This window comes from Anaeromonas frigoriresistens (genome assembly GCF_016820655.1).
GTDB lineage: Bacteria > Bacillota > Clostridia > Tissierellales > SIT17 > Anaeromonas > Anaeromonas frigoriresistens.
Genome location: NZ_WSFT01000036.1, coordinates 100,488 through 118,484, shown reverse-complemented (window position 1 = coordinate 118,484; position 17,997 = coordinate 100,488). Strand labels below are relative to the sequence as shown.

At 30.2% G+C, this 17,997-nt stretch carries 18 protein-coding genes and 2 riboswitches; of the genes, 3 read left to right on the top strand and 15 right to left on the bottom strand.

All coding sequences use genetic code 11. The features are described from left to right. Positions 1-204: 204 nt before the first annotated feature. A riboswitch (Lysine riboswitch) is annotated at positions 205-382 on the bottom strand. Between the two features lie 218 nt (positions 383-600). Further along, the gene (locus GOQ27_RS09060; RefSeq protein ID WP_203366531.1) at positions 601-2,157 is read left to right on the top strand and encodes an ABC-F family ATP-binding cassette domain-containing protein; all 1,557 of its coding nucleotides are present in this window, start codon (positions 601-603) and stop codon (positions 2,155-2,157) included. A gap of 86 nt (positions 2,158-2,243) precedes the next feature. Here the strand turns inward: GOQ27_RS09060 and GOQ27_RS09055 are convergent, their stop codons facing one another. The 6 genes from GOQ27_RS09055 to GOQ27_RS09030 form a co-directional block, all read right to left on the bottom strand. Beyond that, entirely contained in the window at positions 2,244-2,411 is a 168-nt protein-coding gene (locus tag GOQ27_RS09055; RefSeq protein ID WP_203366530.1) for a hypothetical protein, read from the bottom strand. A gap of 86 nt (positions 2,412-2,497) precedes the next feature. Next, entirely contained in the window at positions 2,498-3,433 is a 936-nt protein-coding gene (locus GOQ27_RS09050) for an ABC-2 transporter permease (protein WP_203366529.1), read from the bottom strand. Further along, positions 3,414-4,082, bottom strand: a complete 669-nt coding sequence (locus GOQ27_RS09045) for an ATP-binding cassette domain-containing protein (protein WP_203366528.1) — start codon at positions 4,080-4,082, stop codon at positions 3,414-3,416. Before GOQ27_RS09045 ends, GOQ27_RS09050 begins: the two co-directional genes overlap by 20 nt. A gap of 146 nt (positions 4,083-4,228) precedes the next feature. Then, positions 4,229-4,582: a hypothetical protein gene (locus GOQ27_RS09040; RefSeq protein WP_203366527.1), complete on the bottom strand. Its 354-nt coding sequence runs from the start codon at positions 4,580-4,582 to the stop codon at positions 4,229-4,231. 1,022 nt (positions 4,583-5,604) lie between these two features. Continuing rightward, positions 5,605-6,969 (bottom strand): L-cystine transporter, encoded by a 1,365-nt coding sequence (locus GOQ27_RS09035; protein WP_203366526.1) that lies wholly within the window; start codon positions 6,967-6,969, stop codon positions 5,605-5,607. Between the two features lie 81 nt (positions 6,970-7,050). Then, positions 7,051-8,859, bottom strand: a complete 1,809-nt coding sequence (locus GOQ27_RS09030) for a MutS-related protein (RefSeq protein WP_203366525.1) — start codon at positions 8,857-8,859, stop codon at positions 7,051-7,053. A gap of 213 nt (positions 8,860-9,072) precedes the next feature. Here GOQ27_RS09030 and amrA point away from each other — a divergent pair, with 213 nt between their 5' ends. Continuing rightward, positions 9,073-10,479 carry an AmmeMemoRadiSam system protein A gene (amrA, locus tag GOQ27_RS09025; RefSeq protein ID WP_203366524.1) on the top strand — a complete coding sequence of 469 codons (1,407 nt, stop codon included), beginning with the start codon at positions 9,073-9,075 and terminating at the stop codon, positions 10,477-10,479. Next, entirely contained in the window at positions 10,480-11,355 is an 876-nt protein-coding gene (gene amrS / locus GOQ27_RS09020) for an AmmeMemoRadiSam system radical SAM enzyme (RefSeq protein ID WP_350445896.1), read from the top strand. 28 nt (positions 11,356-11,383) lie between these two features. Here amrS and GOQ27_RS09015 read toward each other — a convergent pair whose 3' ends face one another. The 9 genes from GOQ27_RS09015 to thiS are packed head-to-tail and all read right to left on the bottom strand — an operon-like array spanning position 11,384 to position 17,702. Then, on the bottom strand, positions 11,384-11,536 hold the full coding sequence (locus tag GOQ27_RS09015; RefSeq protein WP_203366523.1) for a hypothetical protein: 153 nt from the start codon (positions 11,534-11,536) through the stop codon (positions 11,384-11,386). Positions 11,537-11,588: 52 nt separating this feature from the next. After that, positions 11,589-12,218, bottom strand: coding sequence for a thiamine phosphate synthase (gene thiE, locus GOQ27_RS09010; RefSeq protein ID WP_203366522.1), 630 nt, complete (start codon positions 12,216-12,218; stop codon positions 11,589-11,591). A gap of 11 nt (positions 12,219-12,229) precedes the next feature. Further along, positions 12,230-13,405: a putative hydroxymethylpyrimidine transporter CytX gene (gene cytX, locus GOQ27_RS09005; RefSeq protein ID WP_203366521.1), complete on the bottom strand. Its 1,176-nt coding sequence runs from the start codon at positions 13,403-13,405 to the stop codon at positions 12,230-12,232. Continuing rightward, positions 13,392-14,201 (bottom strand): bifunctional hydroxymethylpyrimidine kinase/phosphomethylpyrimidine kinase, encoded by an 810-nt coding sequence (gene thiD, locus GOQ27_RS09000; protein ID WP_203366520.1) that lies wholly within the window; start codon positions 14,199-14,201, stop codon positions 13,392-13,394. Before thiD ends, cytX begins: the two co-directional genes overlap by 14 nt. Then, positions 14,198-14,806: a thiamine phosphate synthase gene (locus tag GOQ27_RS08995; RefSeq protein ID WP_203366519.1), complete on the bottom strand. Its 609-nt coding sequence runs from the start codon at positions 14,804-14,806 to the stop codon at positions 14,198-14,200. The genes thiD and GOQ27_RS08995 overlap by 4 nt, the downstream gene beginning before the upstream one ends. Before the next feature lie 2 nt (positions 14,807-14,808). Continuing rightward, the gene (gene thiH / locus GOQ27_RS08990; protein ID WP_203366518.1) at positions 14,809-15,912 is read right to left on the bottom strand and encodes a 2-iminoacetate synthase ThiH; all 1,104 of its coding nucleotides are present in this window, start codon (positions 15,910-15,912) and stop codon (positions 14,809-14,811) included. A 12-nt stretch (positions 15,913-15,924) separates the two neighbouring features. After that, on the bottom strand, positions 15,925-16,689 hold the full coding sequence (locus GOQ27_RS08985) for a thiazole synthase (protein ID WP_203366517.1): 765 nt from the start codon (positions 16,687-16,689) through the stop codon (positions 15,925-15,927). Positions 16,690-16,705: 16 nt separating this feature from the next. After that, positions 16,706-17,506: a sulfur carrier protein ThiS adenylyltransferase ThiF gene (thiF, locus tag GOQ27_RS08980; RefSeq protein ID WP_203366516.1), complete on the bottom strand. Its 801-nt coding sequence runs from the start codon at positions 17,504-17,506 to the stop codon at positions 16,706-16,708. A 1-nt stretch (position 17,507) separates the two neighbouring features. Further along, complete coding sequence (gene thiS / locus GOQ27_RS08975) at positions 17,508-17,702, bottom strand: sulfur carrier protein ThiS (RefSeq protein ID WP_203366515.1); 195 nt, start codon at positions 17,700-17,702, stop codon at positions 17,508-17,510. A 183-nt stretch (positions 17,703-17,885) separates the two neighbouring features. Beyond that, a riboswitch (TPP riboswitch) is annotated at positions 17,886-17,992 on the bottom strand. Between the last annotated feature and the right edge of the window lie 5 nt (positions 17,993-17,997).

Below are 17,997 nucleotides of genomic sequence, written 5' to 3'. Positions count from 1 at the left end.
TTTGTAGCATTCACTTAAATAGATTGTTGAATTCATAGGAAGTTAAAACTTCTTATTATATTAAAGATTAGTTTAGGAAAAACTTTAAAGACATAAAAAAATCCTTAAACTATTAGTTTAAGGATTAGAATGGTTAAATAGACATATATAAATAGACATTAATATTAAACTATTATATTAATCTTATATGTATTACCTTCTAATTCAACCAATAGCACTCCACAAAGTTTTTCTTTGTGACAGTTCTAAATATATTCTATTTAGACCCAATATATAACCTTAAAGCAATCAGTTATATATTTCGGCGACATTTCCTTTTCTTTCGTTTCAGCGTTGCTTAACTCCACTAAGTACTCTTAAATGTCGCTCCTCTACAATTGAATCAACAGATTCTATTAAGTTGTTCTCATAAGCATACCATGGTATAAAAACACTGTCAATAAATTTATTCATAAATATGCAATTTAAATTATATGTATCCATCTTAAAGCAATATATCTTATGATACTCTTTAACCCATAAATAGTTTACTTTATGTGTAATATATTATAAGATATTCTGTGGTATTTAATTATTTTGTAAATAGAAAGGACGTATTAAATGAGTATTCTTACAGTTAAAAATCTAACCCATGGTTTTGGAGATAGAGCCTTATTTGAAGATGTTTCTTTTAGATTATTAAAAGGAGAGCATATAGGTCTTATTGGAGCAAATGGAGAAGGAAAATCCACATTTATGAATATTATCACAGGAAAATTACAACCGGATGAAGGAAATATTGAATGGTCTAAAAGGGTAAGAATTGGATATTTAGATCAGCATACTTCCTTAGAAAAAGGTATGACTGTCAGAGATGTATTAAAAAGTGCCTTTCAATATCTTTTCGATTATGAAGCTGAGATGAATGAAATATGCGATAAAATGGCGGAGGCAAGCCCTGAAGAATTAGAGACTCTATTAGAAGATATGGGAACTATCCAAGATATATTAACAAACAATGATTTTTATATGATTGACGCAAAAGCAGAAGAAGTAGGCAGAGGTCTTGGTCTTGAAGAGATTGGTTTTGAAAAAGATGTAAATGATCTTAGTGGAGGTCAGAGAACAAAGGTATTATTAGCAAAACTTTTATTAGAAAAACCCGATATATTATTGCTTGATGAGCCTACAAATTATTTAGATGAACAACATATAGAATGGTTAAAAATATATCTTAATAATTATGAAAATGCATTTATAATGATCTCCCATGATATACCTTTTTTAAATAGTGTAATAAATATTATCTATCATATGGAAAATCAAAAGTTAGATAGATATGTAGGAGATTATGATAATTTCAAGAGAGTTCATGAAGTTAAAAAACAACAATTAGAATCAGCCTATAAAAAGCAACAGCAAGAAATTGCAGGTCTTAAGGATTTTGTTGCAAGAAATAAGGCCAGAGTTTCCACTAGGAATATGGCCATGTCTAGACAAAAGAAATTAGATAAAATGGATATAATTGAATTAGACAAAGAAAAACCAAAACCAGAATTTGATTTTAAAGAAGCACGAACATCATCAAAATTAATATTCCAAACTAATGATTTAGTTATAGGATATGATGAACCCCTATCTAAACCATTAAACTTAAGAATGGAAAGAAAGCAAAAGATTGCATTAGTAGGAGCAAATGGTATTGGCAAGACTACGCTTTTAAGAAGTATCTTAGGAGAGATATCTCCTATATCAGGATCAGTTGGAAAAGGCGATAATCAATATGTAGGATATTTTGAGCAAGAAATTAAAGGAGATAACTATAACACTTGTATAGAAGAAATCTGGGAGGAGTTCCCTGGGTTTAATCAATATGAGGTTAGGGCTGCTCTAGCTAAATGTGGTCTTACCACTAAACATATTGAAAGCAAAATGCTTGTATTAAGTGGAGGAGAACAAGCTAAAGTCAGACTTTGTAAGCTAATAAATAGGGAAACCAATGTTTTAGTTCTAGATGAGCCTACTAACCATTTAGATGTGGATGCAAAGGCAGAACTAAAAAGAGCTTTACAGGAATATGACGGAACTATCCTATTAATCTCTCATGAACCAGAATTTTATAGAGAGATTGCTACTGAAATATGGAATTGTGAAGATTGGACTACAAAAACAGTTTAAGGAAGACCTTAGAGTCTTCCTTTTTATTTAGAGATTGAAATAACTTTACCTTAATCCAGAAATGCTATTCAAAGATTTTTTTTGAGTTAATCACCCACAACCAATTCTAGTGAATGATTTACTTTCTCAAGTCTCAATGAGCCATAATTTATATTATTTTTATAAAAAAAGGAAGATACCTTTGTTAATAGTATTATTAATGCAATCAATATAAAAAAACAAACCAAAATAACTTTCAATTTATTCTCTATCATTCTTTCTCCTCCAAACTTCAATTTTATAAAACATATACCTTTCTCAATAACATGAGATTCTATTAATTTTAATTAAAAGGTATCTATCAACTCTCAAATGAACTACGTTTTACTATGATAAACATATTTGCAATAAATGATATGATAATAACAGATAATATAATCAGTGTAGATACTATAAGTGAAGTTTCTTTAGGAGATTGGACAGAAACCACACCATAAAAATCAAAAACCTTTCTAGCAAAGTAAAAATAGGAATTTTTTAAATCAAACCTACCAAGATTAGGCAATATATATATATATACAATAATTACAATCATTCCTATAATTGAATTCTTAAATATCATACCTAAAGTATAACCAATTTCTGCGAAAATCAAAGCAATTATATATGCAAAAATGAATTTTACTATAATTAATGAGCTTGCATTGAATGTCCCTACATTAAATTCTTCAATTGGTATACTACTCGATAATTTAATGTACATAATCCATCCTATAAGATAAGAAATAATTAATGTTATTACTAAAATAATAAAACTACTAAATACTATTGATAACTGTTTTACAATTCCAAGAGTAGACCTGTCCATTCTTACTGTCTTAAGCTTAATCGTTTTATACTTAAAGTCAGTGCTAGCAACTAACAGTCCCAAAATTCCAAATACTAAGGGAAAAAGTAAAATTGAAGACTCTAAAAGTTGTGACAACATATATTTAGGACTTGCTGCATAAATATGCCTACTTACAGTATCTTTGTAATACAAAATAGGATTAGAAACTGTCCCTCCATTTTCATTCTCTTCCAAGTTATACTCACCAGCTAAATCTTTTTCAATATCAAGTCCATTTTCCACATAATAATTCTCAGTTTTAAGATAGCTATCATATGTATTAATAACCGCACTATAATTTAAAAATAACGTTAATACAAATAATAAACTTAAAAAAATTGCGACTATGTAATAAATCTTTGAATTAATTCCCCACCTTAATTCTTGTTTAACATATTTCTTCATCATATACATCCTCCAACTTTTCACCACTGTCAGAAAAATTCTCTTTTAGTAATGTTATCTGTTTATTTTTAAACACAAACAAATCATCTACTATATCATTGTAAAAACTAAATTGATGACCTGTAAGTAAAATAGTCATATCCTTCGACCAACTTTTAATAATTTTTTTTAATATTCTTATCATCTCATAGTCTAATCCATTTGATATTTCATCCATAATCAAATACTTAGGTTCTAAAATTTCCACCAATACTAAGGCTAATTTTTTTTTCTGTCCATAAGAATATGTCTTTACTTTTCTTCTTAGTAATCCATAATCTAAGTAATTAGATGCGATTTCTTTAATTTCATTTTTAGATTTTTTATTTTCACCAAAGATTATTAGATTTTTTATTCCATTAAGATTCATATAAAAAGGACAATCATCCCAAAGAACCATACACTTATCTCGTATCTGACTTATATTTTTACCCTCAAAAATAAAATCACCATTATATTTTTCCATTTCCATCATACATTTGATAAGTGTTGTCTTTCCCGAACCATTAGGTCCCATTAAAAATGAAATCTTATTCTCCCTTATTTCAAAACTTGATTTCTCTATTATGCATTTATTTGAATAACTCTTAGAAAAATTAGTACATTGTATCATAAATCAATCTCCTTTATAATTTATCCCATTCACTTCTAGATATCCATTGTCTAAAAGTGAATGGGTTTTTAAATATGTCTTTTCAATAAAATGTAATAGTTTATTAATCTACTAATGTATCTAATTGATTATTTTACAAATAAAAACTAAATATCAAAACTCCAGTAGCCATTACCGGACACATAAACTCTAGCTTGATCAATAATAGTTTGTGCCCATCCAAGAGTTACTCCACCTAATTCTGCACCTGCTAAAAATTCATTCTTACAGTTAAAAACCCACTTAGTGCTTGTAGATTGTGACCCTAATTTTGTAATGCCTCTATTTATAACAAATAAACCGCTACGTTGTTGGTCTGTATCAGAAGCTATAATCTTAGATGAATCATAAGACCACCATATATAATTTTTCGTCCAAGCAAGATGTTTAACTCCTCTTGTGCTCCATGTACTAGAAGTATCTGCAGATGCAGCGGCTGGCATTAAAGTAATTAAACACATAACAAAGGCAATTAAAAAAGCAACATATTTTTTTCTTTTCATTTAAATCCTACCTTTCTTCACACGTAGTCTCAAAAAAGGTTGTTTTTTGACACCACTCCTTATTTTTGTTCAACTTATTAAAATAACATATTATGCTCACATTTTAATGATACGTTTTTTATTTGAGAAAATAACCATTTTACCTATCCTTTAGGAATAATTCCCTCAGGACTACAAATCTACCTAGATGTAATTTTATTGGTAATAATAAATTAGCTATAAAATAGTAGCATGTCCAATAAATGAATTTTATGTTTTACTATTAAATAACATCAAGAATATTAGCGTATTAAAACGCATTACTTAATTATCGAAATATTCAGAAATATTTAAAGCTATTTCATCAGATACATTAGAGATTACGCTTATCTTTCTATGTTATTATAATAGTTTCTATATTAAAGGTATCTCGAGCTACCTTTAATGTCCCAGCAGTCAAATCCTTTAAGTATTTCTTCTAAATAAGTACTTTGTATAAGTTATTTTAAAAATTTATTTATTATTTTACTATCCTTATAGTCTAAAATTAACTATGTCACTTATATAATGGCCTTATTTCAATCAATGATAGAACATTTAAATAATAAGTGGCATGAAACACTTATCCTTTATCGCTCGATTAATTTATAATAAATTATTTTTATTTAATTTTATTTAATGTCCAAACAATATATTCCTTTATCATTATAATATTAGTAAATTTATTTATCAAAATTATATCACAGGTAAATTTATTTATCAAATTTATCGTTCGACAATATTCTGGTGCTCTGTCTATATTTGAAGAAAATTATAATGGATGCTATTTAACCACATAATAATTCCAGCTCTATTATCTATTCAACTTCAAATCATAACTTAATAATATATATAATTTAGCACAGTTTATATATATATATTTATTCCAAAGAGAATCTGTAACTATAGAAAAATATCTTTCAATTTTACACCTAAAAAGGAAGACCCTAGGGTCTTCCTTTTTATTTATTATAAACTTCTGTATTAATCTTATTCATTATCTTACTTGAAATTAAGCCTGACACCATTGATCCACTTACATTTACAGCTGTTCTACCCATATCAATTAATGGTTCTATAGCTATTAGTAAACCTACTAATCCTACTGGAAGTCCCATTGTAGATAAAACTATTAAAGCTGCAAAAGTAGCACCACCACCAACTCCTGCAATACCAAAGGAACTTAATGCTGTTACTATAATTAATTTTATTAAAAATGCTGGAGCTAATGGATTTATTCCTATAGTCGGTGCTATCATAATGGCTAACATAGCAGGATAAATACCGGCACATCCATTTTGTCCAATACTAGTTCCTAATGAAGCTGATAGGTTAGCATGTCCCTCTGAAACTCCTAGTTTATCAATTTGAGTCTCAATATTTAATGGCAAAGCTCCTGCACTTGTTCTTGAAGTAAAGGCAAAGGCAAGAACTGGGGCTGATTTCATAATAAACTTCATAGGATTTAATCCAAATATAGCTAATATTATAAAGTGAATAATCATCATTAAAATTAGAGCCACATAGGATGCTAATACGAACTTTAATAATCTATATATTTCCTCAAAATTACTTGTTGACATCACTTTAGTCATAAGAGCTAATACTCCATAAGGAGTTAGTCTTAATATTAGAGTTACCATTCTCATAACTACATCATGCAATGTCTTAATTATTTTAGCAAAGTGTTCTGCTGATTCTGGTTTTTTTCTTCTAAGTCCTATTGTAGCTATCGCTATAATAGCAGCAAATACAACTACTGATAATGTAGACGAACTACCTTGTCCCGTCATAGAGTAAAATGGATTAGTTGGAATAATCCCTACTATTTGGTCAGGAATACTTTGTTGTTGAAATTCTCCTAACCTTTCTTCTAATCTTTCTCCAGCTGCAATTTCATCTTGTCCCTGTTGCAACCCTTCGGCTGTTAAATTAAAGATACTAGCTGTTCCCGCACCTACTGCTGCTGATATAGCTGTAGTTAGAACTAATACTAATATAATTATGCCAGCCATTTTACCAAGATTTTTTGAGTCTTGATTTATTACTGCACTAGTTATAGCTACAAATATTAGTGGAATTACTATCATTTTTAATAACCTAACATAGGCAGATCCTACTATAGAAATCCATGTATTGGATTCCGTAACAACATTTGAACCTGAACCATAAATTAATTGTAGAATACCTCCAAAAATAATTCCCCCTACTAGAGCTAACAATACCCTTTTGGTGAAGGATATATGTTTCTTTTGCATCATAAACAATCCATATATTAGACCTGAAAATACTAATATATTTAAAATGATTAATATTATATCATTCATGTTAATTCCCTCCTATTTTAGTCTTATTTATATTATACACATATATTCCGATAAGTAAATAGGGAATTAAGTTAATTTATATTAATTTTCTATATCAACTCCTGCCATTTTCATGAGATATATTGCATTTCTTGTAGTTGATACCCCTCTTCTTAAGAGATAGTCAAAGTGTATTTGTCCCTCTTTATAATGTTCTTGAAAATGATAATTCAAAACATTGCCCATAGTACTTTTTTCAAGTTCTCCTAACTCTAAATCATGGGTGGAAACTAGACCCATTGCATTATTTTTATACATTTGTTTTAATAGCATTTTAGCTCCTAGGTGTCTATCATAGGAGTTCGTCCCCTTAAATATTTCATCTAACAAAAAGAAAACTTGAGTATCTTCCTTAGAGGCTTTCACTATATTGCTTATTCTTCTAAGTTCTCCATAGAAAGAAGAAATCCCAGCTTCTAAATCATCGCTAATTCTCATACAAGTTTGTAAGTTCATCAAAGAACAACGGAGTCTTTCACCACAAATATATGTTCCACTATAGGCTAAAACAAGATTGATTCCTATAGTTCTTAAAAATGTACTCTTCCCTGCCATATTAGAACCTGTTATCAAAACTATTCTAGAAGGATCTTGTATTTTTATACTATTACTTACTGACTTATTAATTAGTAAAGGATGAGCTATCTCTCTTGATATGAAAACAGAGTCTTCTTCAGCTATTTCTGGTATTGACCACTGGGGATTATCATATCCTATAGAAGATAAACTTGAAAGAACTTCGATTTCCCCAACTACATATAACCAATCTCTTACTAGATCCCCTGAATTGTTTTTCCATTTATATAATGCTATTAAACAGTGATAATCCCATAAAGTTAGTACATTGATAGGGATAAATAAAATATTCTTTCTATTTAATATGTTTTCTACTATTTTATCTAAAACTTTAAATTGTTTAATAGCAGAGTATCCTTTATCATTTTTTATTCTGTTTTTTAATTTAATCAAATAAGATGATTTAAATTTAGCCTTTTCAAAGTTATTAAGTATTTTCCAATATACTTTTATTTCATCTTTATATTTATAAACTTCATTGAACTCCTTATTTATATTTTTTCTGTTGAAGTATCCCATTGAGTATTGAGTTATGATTAACAAGGTAGGTATTATCCAAGTTATTACTCCTAGAATATACCCAGCAAGTATTGACAAAATAGTGATGAATGGAAGAATTCTGACTATACTTTTGAACCATTTATTACTATACAAAGTATTTTTACTCTTTCCCCACTCTATTAGACTTTTGCTATCCCTATTCTTTTCTTCTATAGTCATTCCTTCAGCTAAAAGCCGTTGTCTCCACCATCTTTTCTTAGAAAGTTCTTTAATTGCATCCTGTCTTTCATCAATCTCTTTTTTTGTTGTAAAGGGATTAGATAAAACATAAGCTAATCTATTTCTTCCCTGGGATGTACATGTATTATTTATGTATTGAAATAATGACCCTTGACCAAATATATCTAAGTCAAAGGTATAATTATGCTCTTCATTTATAAATTCTTCTCCAGTATCTTTTAAAGAAACCCATTTACCCTCTAATCTATCTATTGACTTAGAGTTAATATCTTTGAAAATTAAAAAATATTTATACATATGCTTTAACTTGTTATGAAATATTATCAAATATATAAATATAGCAGATAATACTCCTGTAACCCCCCATATAACTCCATCTCTCATATCTCTAGACAAAAATATAAATACAATGAAAATCGATATCGCTGTTACTAATCTTAGTAAACTAACCATATTCATAGTTCTATGGATTATTTCTGATAATATAGAGTATTTTTCTTTTCTTCTTATATATATATCTTTTGGCTCCTGCAATTTTACATCTCCTCTCTGGTAATACTACTACTATTCTACTATATATTAATAGTTCCCTATTATATATTTTTTCCCTTTTATTTTTAAAAATAGATAATCATGATTATTCTTTTTATATTAAATAATAAATATTTACCCTTTTACATTATTATAATAAATCCATATAATTAGGGTAAATATATGTACAGAGTATATTAATCGGAGGTGGTCACTTTGAGTATTAACGGATTCTATTTACTTCCCCACCCGCCTATAGTTGTTCCAGAGGTAGGAAGAGGTGAAGAAATGAAAATAATCGATACCTACAGAAGTATGCAAAGAATAGGAAATGAAATTAAAACGAAATCCCCAGATGCTATAATCTTGATAACTCCCCATGGCAGCATGTTTAGAGATGCTCTTTCTATATCCTATGGAGAAGATATTCAAGGAGATTTATCCGATTTTGGAGTTCCTGATGTATCAATGAATGTAAATATAGATATATCTCTAGCTGATAAAATCCATGATTTAGCTGTTGATAAAGAAATCCCCATAGTTAAATCTAATGCTTCGTTATTAAATGAATATGATTCGTCATTTAAACTAGATCATGGAGCTATAGTACCCCTATATTTTATTAATAAATATTATACCGACTATAATATTATCCATATTACTTATGCTCCTTTAAGTGATATGGAATTATACAAGTTTGGTATGGTACTTAGTGAAGCCTTAGAAGCAATGGATGTTAATGCACTTATGATCGCCAGTGGAGATTTGTCTCATAGACTAAAGGATGAAGGTCCCTATGATTATAGTCCTTATGGAAAACAATTTGATAAAGAATTTTTAAAATTACTAGAAAAAGGAGATACTTTAGGACTTTTGAATATGAATAAAGAAGTAATAAATAATGCTGGGGAATGTGGTAGGAGATCTGTTGTTATCATGCTAGGTGCACTAGATAAATATCAATTCCAAGGGGAGCTTTTAAGCTACGAAGGCACCTTTGGAGTAGGCTATGGTGTAATGGAATTTAGTTTTGATAATGATGATAATAGCAAGCTAGATTCTATATTAGATAGAAAAAGAAAGTCCTATGAAAACAGAGTGAAAAATAGTAATCCCTATGTTAGATTAGCGAGAGAAAATCTTACCCATTATTTAAAAACTGGAAGTCGTCTTACTGAGCTTCCCTCTTATATAACTGATGATATGAAAAATAAACAAAGAGGGGTATTCGTATCCCTAAAGAAAGAAGGAGAACTTAGAGGATGTATTGGAACCATATTCCCTACAACAGAATCTATTGCAGAAGAAATCATCAGAAATTCTATAGAAGCTGGGATTTATGATCCTAGATTCTTCAGTGTAGAAAAAGATGAATTAGAAGATATAGATTTTTCAGTAGACGTACTTACAAAGCCAGAGCCTACAACAAAGTCTGAGCTTAACCCTAAAGAGTATGGGGTTATTATTTCTAAGGATACTCGTTCTGGAGTTTTACTGCCAGACTTAGAAGGTGTAGATACAGTAGATCAACAATTGTCTATAGTACTAAAAAAAGCTGGAATAGATGAAAATGAAGATTATGATATAAAGAAATTTGAAGTAATTAGATATATAGAAAGGTAGGTGTATAAAATCAAAAAGAAAGCAATGTTTTATAAGAGGCTTGATGATGATAAAGTACACTGTTATCTATGTCCTCATAATTGTCTAATTAAAGAAGGCGATCTAGGAAAATGTAGTGTAAGGCTTAATGAAGAGGGGAGTCTATTCAGTACTAATTATGGACAGGTAACAGCACTATCTCTTGATCCTATTGAAAAGAAACCTTTAAAATTCTTTAAACCTAATAGTAAAATACTATCTGTTGGTAGCTTTGGATGTAATTTAACCTGTAGTTTTTGTCAAAATTATTCTATTGCTCAATTCACTGACTACCATTCTCATAGTCAACAAGTATCGGTAAGGGAGTTATCTGACACAGTCTTTAATACCAGTGATAATATAGGTGTTGCTTTTACTTATAATGAGCCTAGTATATGGTATGAATATGTGTTTGAATCAGCTAAACTAATAAAGGAAAGAGATAAAAACAAATCAGTAGTATTAGTTACTAATGGTTTTATATCAGAGGAGCCTTTAAAGGAACTTCTTCCCTTTGTGGATGCTATGAATATAGATTTAAAAGCCTTTAGTAATGAGTATTATGAAAATATTTGTGGAGGCAGAATAAATCCAGTACTTAAATCTATAGAAATTGCAGCAAAAGAATGTCATGTAGAGGTAACCACCCTCTTAGTAACAGGAGAAAATGATAATTTGGAGGAAATAGAAGACCTTTCAAAGTTTTTAGGTAGTATTGATAGGGACATACCCCTTCACCTTGCTAGATATTTTCCTATGTATAAAATGGATAATCCTCCAACAAATATTGATTTAATGTATGAAGCTAAAGAAATAGCAAGTAAGCATCTAAATAATGTAGTCTTAGGTAATGTATAAAAGCCCTCCATTGAGGGCTTTTATCATGTTATTTACCACATCTTTTACAAACATTAATTTTTTTATCTTCTGAAATAACCTTCTCCCATAAGAGTTTTACTCCTGTCCTTTTACATAGAGGACAAGTTCCTCTCCAACCAGATTCCCTCTTAATATTGTTACCTCTATAATTTTTAGCCATATATAATCCCCCCTATAACATATATATGGACAAGTAAGGAAAATTATTATTATTATTTTAATGATGAAATTTTTCCTTTTATCTCCTTAGCACTCTTTCTTATATCTTTACTCTTTAGAATACCAGATATAACAGCTACTCCATTAACTCCCGTAGTAAGTACTTCTTCTACATTTGTAATATTTATACCTCCAATAGCTACTTTAGGGATGTCAACCAATGATGCAATTTCTTTTACGCCTTTTATTCCTAAAACTTTACTCACATCAGTCTTGCTTTTTGTAGGATATGTGGCTCCTATACCTAAGTAATCTGCTCCTTCTTCTATTGCCTTTATAGCTTGCTCAACACTCCTTACAGTTGCTCCTATTATTTTACTTTTACCTAGCAATTTTCTTGCTTCTTTAATAGGAAGGTCATTCTGTCCTAAATGCACTCCATCTGCATCTATCGCAAGTGCTATGTCTACTCTATCATTTATTATAAGGGGTATATTATCCTTTTCTGTTACTTTTTTTATCATTTGAGCCTTTTTATAATATTCTATAGTATTGCATTCCTTCTCCCTTAATTGAATAATACTTACTCCACCTAAAATAGCCTGTTCTACTGCATGTTCTAGAGTAATATTATTCAAAAAACTTTCTCCTATTACTAAATATAAATTATAATCTATTTTCATTTCATTCACCCCTACCCTTGGTTGCGCTGTTCTTTAAAATTTTTATTGTTTTTAAATCCTCTCGCTACTAAATAATAACTAATAGATATAACTCCTAATATCAATACCGTAGGCATGTATAATCCCTGATATATAAAATAATTGTACAGAATACATCCAATGGCAGCAAATATAACTCCAATTATATTAACCTTATTAAATCCTTTATTTTTTATAAAGAAATACTCAATGATAACAATACTATACACTGGTATAAATACACTTCCTATTGTAAGTAAAAAACTCTCATATTTTACAATAGGAAAGAATAGTGAAATTGCAAATCCAATAAAGCAATATACTGCCACCATTCTCGTTGTGCTATTAAATTTAAATATCTGTTTGGAAGATTCTACTGCAGAATAAATATCTAAGAAAGTAGTAGTAACAGTAGAAAGAACTATAATTATACATGCAACTATAGGTACTGAAAAACTTGATATGAATTGAACTATATCTAATCCGGTAAATAAAGTTATCAATAATCCTAATACATACATGCTAGAGCTGGCAATAAAATAACCGAAGAAACTAGATAAGAATACTCCCTTTCTACTCTCCCCCCTCATGGTATAGTCTCCTATTAAAGGGATCCATGAAACAGGCATAGCTATAGAGAGTTCTACTACAGTTATAAAACTCACATTAGCTCCGGTAGGAATTATCCTTTCAAAGTCAATATTAAAAAATATTAAGCAAGTTAATATTAAAAGGGTGAGTACTGCAAAATCATTTATTTTCTTTGATTTTCTCTCAAAATAATAGGACCACATAAAAACAAATATAGCCATTATTATTAAACTAAGTTTATAAGATAATCCCAATGTAGCGTTTATTCCTCTAGCTCCTTGAATAATCATCACAGCAGACCAACCTAATAGTTGCAATACATTTAAAGAAGCAACTATCTTTACTCCCCATTCTCCTAAAGTATCCTTTACTGTCTCCATGGCATTTTTTCTTTTATCAAAAGATATTACTCCACACAAAGCTAATAGTATTCCACCAATTAGATGTCCTAAGAGGATAGCACTTATTCCTTTAGCAAATCCTAAGGGGGCTGCTAACCCCCCAGTATAAATCTCTGCAATTGAAATAGCTGCTCCAGCCCACAACAATGTCATGGATCTATTCTTAATTCTCTCCATAATCAGTTCCCCCTCTTTTATATAGATCTATAAGATGCCCCACCGGCCCTACACCTTTTCCTAAAGCAAATGAATTTTCAATAGCTTTAGTTATATATTTCTTTGATAGAATTACCGATTCTTTAATGCTGAACCCTTTAGCTAATTGTGATGCTATAGAGGAAGAAAGAGTACAACCAGTACCATGAGTATTTTCTGTATCTATCTTTTTCCCAGGTATTACTAAAAAGTTTTCTTTATAAAGTAATATATCTGTAGCATCATTACATCTATGTCCACCCTTTATTAATACACTTTTTACTCCCATCTTTATTATATTTTTTGCTGCATTTTTCATATCTTCTTCTGTTATGATATTTAATCCTGTTAATACTTCTGCTTCGGGTATGTTTGGAGTCACTATATCGGCTATAGAAATTAATCCTTTTAACTCATCTATTGCCTTTTTTTTTAATAGATGATATCCACTTTTCGATACCATAACTGGATCAACTACAATTTTTTTTGCTTTATAAAAAATAAGTCTTTCCTTTATAACTCTTATAATTTCAGGACTAGACACCATTCCAATTTTTACTGCATCTACTTCAATATCAGTAAAGATTGCATCTATTTGAGCTCTAACTATATCTGGAGTCATATCCTGTACATCTTCTACTCCCATAGTATTTTGTGCAGTTACAGCACAGATAACACTCATTCCATATACACCTAATGCATCCATAGTCTTTATATCTGCTTGAATACCGGCTCCACCACAACTATCTGACCCAGCTATCGTCAAAACTTTTTTCATATATTCTCCTCCACTTCCTCTCTAAGCTTATTAATAAACCTATTATTTATATCGTTCATAGCTGAAGACATTATAGCCACTCCATTAACTCCAGCATTGATAACTTTCTTAGCATTATCAATATCTATTCCACCTATAGCTATGATAGGTATGGATACTCTGCTCTTAATCTCCTCTAGAAACTCTATTCCCTTTCCAATTAATCCTGGTTTACAGTCAGTTTCGAATATATTTCCTGCAATAATATAATCTACTCCCAACCTTTCTGATTCTATGGCTTCCTCTACACTATGAATTGAAGCCCCTAGCTTTAAACCTTCTTTATGATAATTATTAGGAATATCTTTATAACTAAGATGACAACCATAGCTATTTATCTTTTTAGCCACTTCGATATTTCCATTGATTATTAAAGGAATATGATATTTATTAGTTATCACTTTTACCCTCTTTGCCATTTCTAAAAGTTCATCTGTTGATAAATCCTTTTCTCTTAAAATAAGTCCATCTATTGAAGCTTGAGAACATCGTTCTATTGCTTCATAAAAATTTTCTTCTTTAATTAAATTTCTATTAGTAACTACATAAATCATATTTTTATTCATTTCTATATAGGCTCCCAATCTTTAAAGATGTGATGATATCCTTTCGCCTTAATTGCAAATTTTATATCCTCTAAATTTCTACTATCATCTATTTCAAATTGTTTATCTCCTTTTTCATTGTTAGAATGTCCTCCTACTTCTGTAGAGACACTGGCAGACATCTTAGTAACTCCTAGAGGCAGAAGGTTATCCCTAAATTCAGCCCTTTCTCTTGTGGTAATATTTATTCCTGCTCTATGAATAAATATTTTATAGGCTAACATAGCTTGTACTATATTCTTATCAGTAACTTCTCTTACATATTCAAAACTCCCGGCATGGGGTCTTATCCTTGGAGTTGATAAGGTTAATTCAATATCAGGATAGTTTTTTTCAATATATTTCCCATGAAGTCCAGTGAAGAAAGCCTCTTTTCTCCAATCCTCTAATCCTAACAAAGCTCCTATACTTAAAGAATGTATCTTTGCCTTTGCCGCCCTTTCAGGAGCATCTAATCTATATTTATAATTAGATTTTGCTCCTGCCACATGAACTGATTTATAGGTATCTTCATCATATACTTCTTGATATAATGTAAGGCTATCTACTCCTGAACATATAAGCTCTCGATACTCATCTTCTTCTAAAGGATATATTTCAATAGCAATTGAACTAAAATATTTCTTAAGTATTTTTACACAATCCTTAATGTAAGATATAGGACTATGTTTTCTTGATTCTCCTGTTAATATCAATATATGTCTATATCCCATTTCATATATGGCTTTAGCTTCAACCTCCACTTCGCCTAACGCTAATTTCTTTCTTCTTATGCCATTTTCCACATTATAGCCACAATATAGACACTTGTTTACACAATAATTTGATAAATACATTGGCGTATATAATAATATGGCCCTTCCAAAATTGTTAATAGAAATATCATGGGCTATTTGTGCCATTTCTTCTAAGTATTTTTCAGCCTTAGGAGATAAAAGGGAAAGAAAATCCTCTTCATTTACCCTATCTTTAACTAAAATATGTTCTATTTTTTCTTCAGTAATACTATTAAAAAAGTTATTAAAATTAAAACCATTAAAGTCTTTGACTTTCTCATAAAAACTCATATCTTACCTCCTCTATCTTAAGAATCCTGTCAGTGGTGAAGATGCTTCTCCTTTTGCTCTTTCTGGTCCTACCTTTGAAATAAAAGCCTTTCTACCAGCTTCTACTGCCTGTGCGAAAGCTTCCCCCATTAATATAGGATCTCCTGCTGTAGCTAGAGCTGTATTAACTAATACTGCATCAGCTCCCATTTCCATGGCTAATGTGGCATCTGATGGCTTACCAATCCCGGCATCTACTATTATAGGAACATCTATTTCATCGATAAGTATCTTAATCATTTCTTTTGTTCTAATACCTCTATTACTTCCAATGGGAGCACCTAAAGGCATTACTGCTGCTGCTCCTGCTTCTACCATTCTCTTAGCATCCATTAGATCAGGATTCATATAGGGAAGAACTATAAAACCTTCCTTTGCTAAAATTTCAGTTGCCTTTATGGTTTCTTTATTATCAGGAAGTAAATATTTATTATCAGAAATCACTTCAATTTTAATCCAATTTCCACACCCTGCAGCCTTAGCTAATCTTGCAATTCTAACTGCTTCTTCAGCAGTTCTTGCCCCTGAAGTATTAGGTAATAATATACAATCCTTATCTATATAATTTAAAATATTTTCTTCTTCATTACTTAAGTCTACTCTTCTAAGAGCAACAGTCACTACTTGAGTCTTAGAGCTCTTTATTACCTTAGGTAATATATTATTAGAAGAGTATTTTCCTGTACCTATAAAAAGTCTACTATCTAACTCAGTTCCTCCGATTACTAATTTATTCATATATATAATCCTCCCTTTATTCTTCACCTAATATTATTCTTAAAACAGTGTTTGCTTGATGATTTGCTGCTATGGCAACTCTAGGAGCCATCAGCCCTTGTCCTGGTCTAGCTTCATTTTCTCCATCTCCTATTAAATAGAAGTTACCTCTTATTTTTCTTGATACTATTGTGTTTCCTGTAAAGTGCCCTGCCATTCCTGAGGCAGCTACTATTTTCTTATCTTTCATATCTCTTAATACTGTATTGGTAATAATTGCTTTAGACATTGGGTTGTCAAAGGCTTCTACTATAATATCTACATTTCTCAACACATCTTCTATATTATTTTCATCCAAGAATACTTTCCTTTTTTCTATCTCTACAAAGGGATTGCATTCATTGATTAACTCTTCTAAGGCATCAGTTTTATTCATGCCGATATGTCTTATAAAATATTGTTGTCTATTTAGATTACTAGGCTCAACTACATCAAAGTCTATTAGAACTAACTTTCCTACCCCTAATCTAGCTAAAGAAAGGGCTACATTAGATCCCAATCCTCCTAATCCAGCAATGCCCACAGTATAACCTTTAACTTTTTCATGGACTAAAGGAGTATGTCTAGATACAAGCATAGCCTCCATATCCTCTTCTGATGGTATTTCTCCTCTTTTGATGAATACAACTCTATCCTTTTCCTTTAGTTCTAGATTTTCTTTTACTATAAATCCGTTATACACTATCACATCTGAATCTTTTTTTATTTGTTTTTTTAAATCAAATAGCATTGTCCCTTTAGCAATATCTCTAGGTTTTTCATTTATATAAACTTCCATATTAACCCCCTCCCACAAAACGAATTATCTCTACTTTAGAATTACTACTTAACTTTTTATTGTTATACTCACTCTTATCAATAATCTCTAAATCTACCTCCACTACTACCTTATCTGGTTCTATTTCTAGTTTATCTAGTAAATCTAAAATGGTTATTCCATTAGCCAACTCCATTTCTTTGCCATTTACAATCATATGTCTACCTCCTTTCTTATTTAGGTATAAAAAAAGCTCATCACCTAGGTGATGAGCTATGACTATCATTCTTCTATTCTCCAAAAGAAATTATTGTTCATTTACTTCCTTTGAAAAAAAGAAAAAGGAGCAAAAAATTTGCTCCCTCATAATCATAAATATGTATATATCCCTTTAAAATAGCATATACACTATTCTATCTCCCTACGTTGGCATTATCCAAATCAGGTTATGAGGGTCTGGGATTAATCCCACTCTCAGCCTATAATCAGGCTCCCCTAAACATTATTCAATT

What these genes read in the sequence shown, in the direction of transcription:
- GOQ27_RS08985 (WP_203366517.1), bottom strand. Translation starts at nt 16,689, where the DNA reads ATGAATAAATTAGTAATCGGAGGAACTGAGTTAGATAGTAGACTTTTT.
- cytX (WP_203366521.1), bottom strand. Translation starts at nt 13,405, where the DNA reads ATGGAGAGAATTAAGAATAGATCCATGACATTGTTGTGGGCTGGAGCA.
- GOQ27_RS09045 (WP_203366528.1), bottom strand. Translation starts at nt 4,082, where the DNA reads ATGATACAATGTACTAATTTTTCTAAGAGTTATTCAAATAAATGCATA.
- thiD (WP_203366520.1), bottom strand. Translation starts at nt 14,201, where the DNA reads ATGAAAAAAGTTTTGACGATAGCTGGGTCAGATAGTTGTGGTGGAGCC.
- GOQ27_RS09060 (WP_203366531.1), top strand. Translation starts at nt 601, where the DNA reads ATGAGTATTCTTACAGTTAAAAATCTAACCCATGGTTTTGGAGATAGA.
- thiS (WP_203366515.1), bottom strand. Translation starts at nt 17,702, where the DNA reads ATGATTGTAAATGGCAAAGAAATGGAGTTGGCTAATGGAATAACCATT.
- GOQ27_RS09040 (WP_203366527.1), bottom strand. Translation starts at nt 4,582, where the DNA reads ATGTGTTTAATTACTTTAATGCCAGCCGCTGCATCTGCAGATACTTCT.
- GOQ27_RS08995 (WP_203366519.1), bottom strand. Translation starts at nt 14,806, where the DNA reads ATGAATAAAAATATGATTTATGTAGTTACTAATAGAAATTTAATTAAA.
- GOQ27_RS09055 (WP_203366530.1), bottom strand. Translation starts at nt 2,411, where the DNA reads ATGATAGAGAATAAATTGAAAGTTATTTTGGTTTGTTTTTTTATATTG.
- GOQ27_RS09035 (WP_203366526.1), bottom strand. Translation starts at nt 6,969, where the DNA reads ATGAATGATATAATATTAATCATTTTAAATATATTAGTATTTTCAGGT.
- GOQ27_RS09050 (WP_203366529.1), bottom strand. Translation starts at nt 3,433, where the DNA reads ATGATGAAGAAATATGTTAAACAAGAATTAAGGTGGGGAATTAATTCA.
- GOQ27_RS09015 (WP_203366523.1), bottom strand. Translation starts at nt 11,536, where the DNA reads ATGGCTAAAAATTATAGAGGTAACAATATTAAGAGGGAATCTGGTTGG.
- thiH (WP_203366518.1), bottom strand. Translation starts at nt 15,912, where the DNA reads ATGAGTTTTTATGAGAAAGTCAAAGACTTTAATGGTTTTAATTTTAAT.
- thiF (WP_203366516.1), bottom strand. Translation starts at nt 17,506, where the DNA reads ATGGAAGTTTATATAAATGAAAAACCTAGAGATATTGCTAAAGGGACA.
- thiE (WP_203366522.1), bottom strand. Translation starts at nt 12,218, where the DNA reads ATGAAAATAGATTATAATTTATATTTAGTAATAGGAGAAAGTTTTTTG.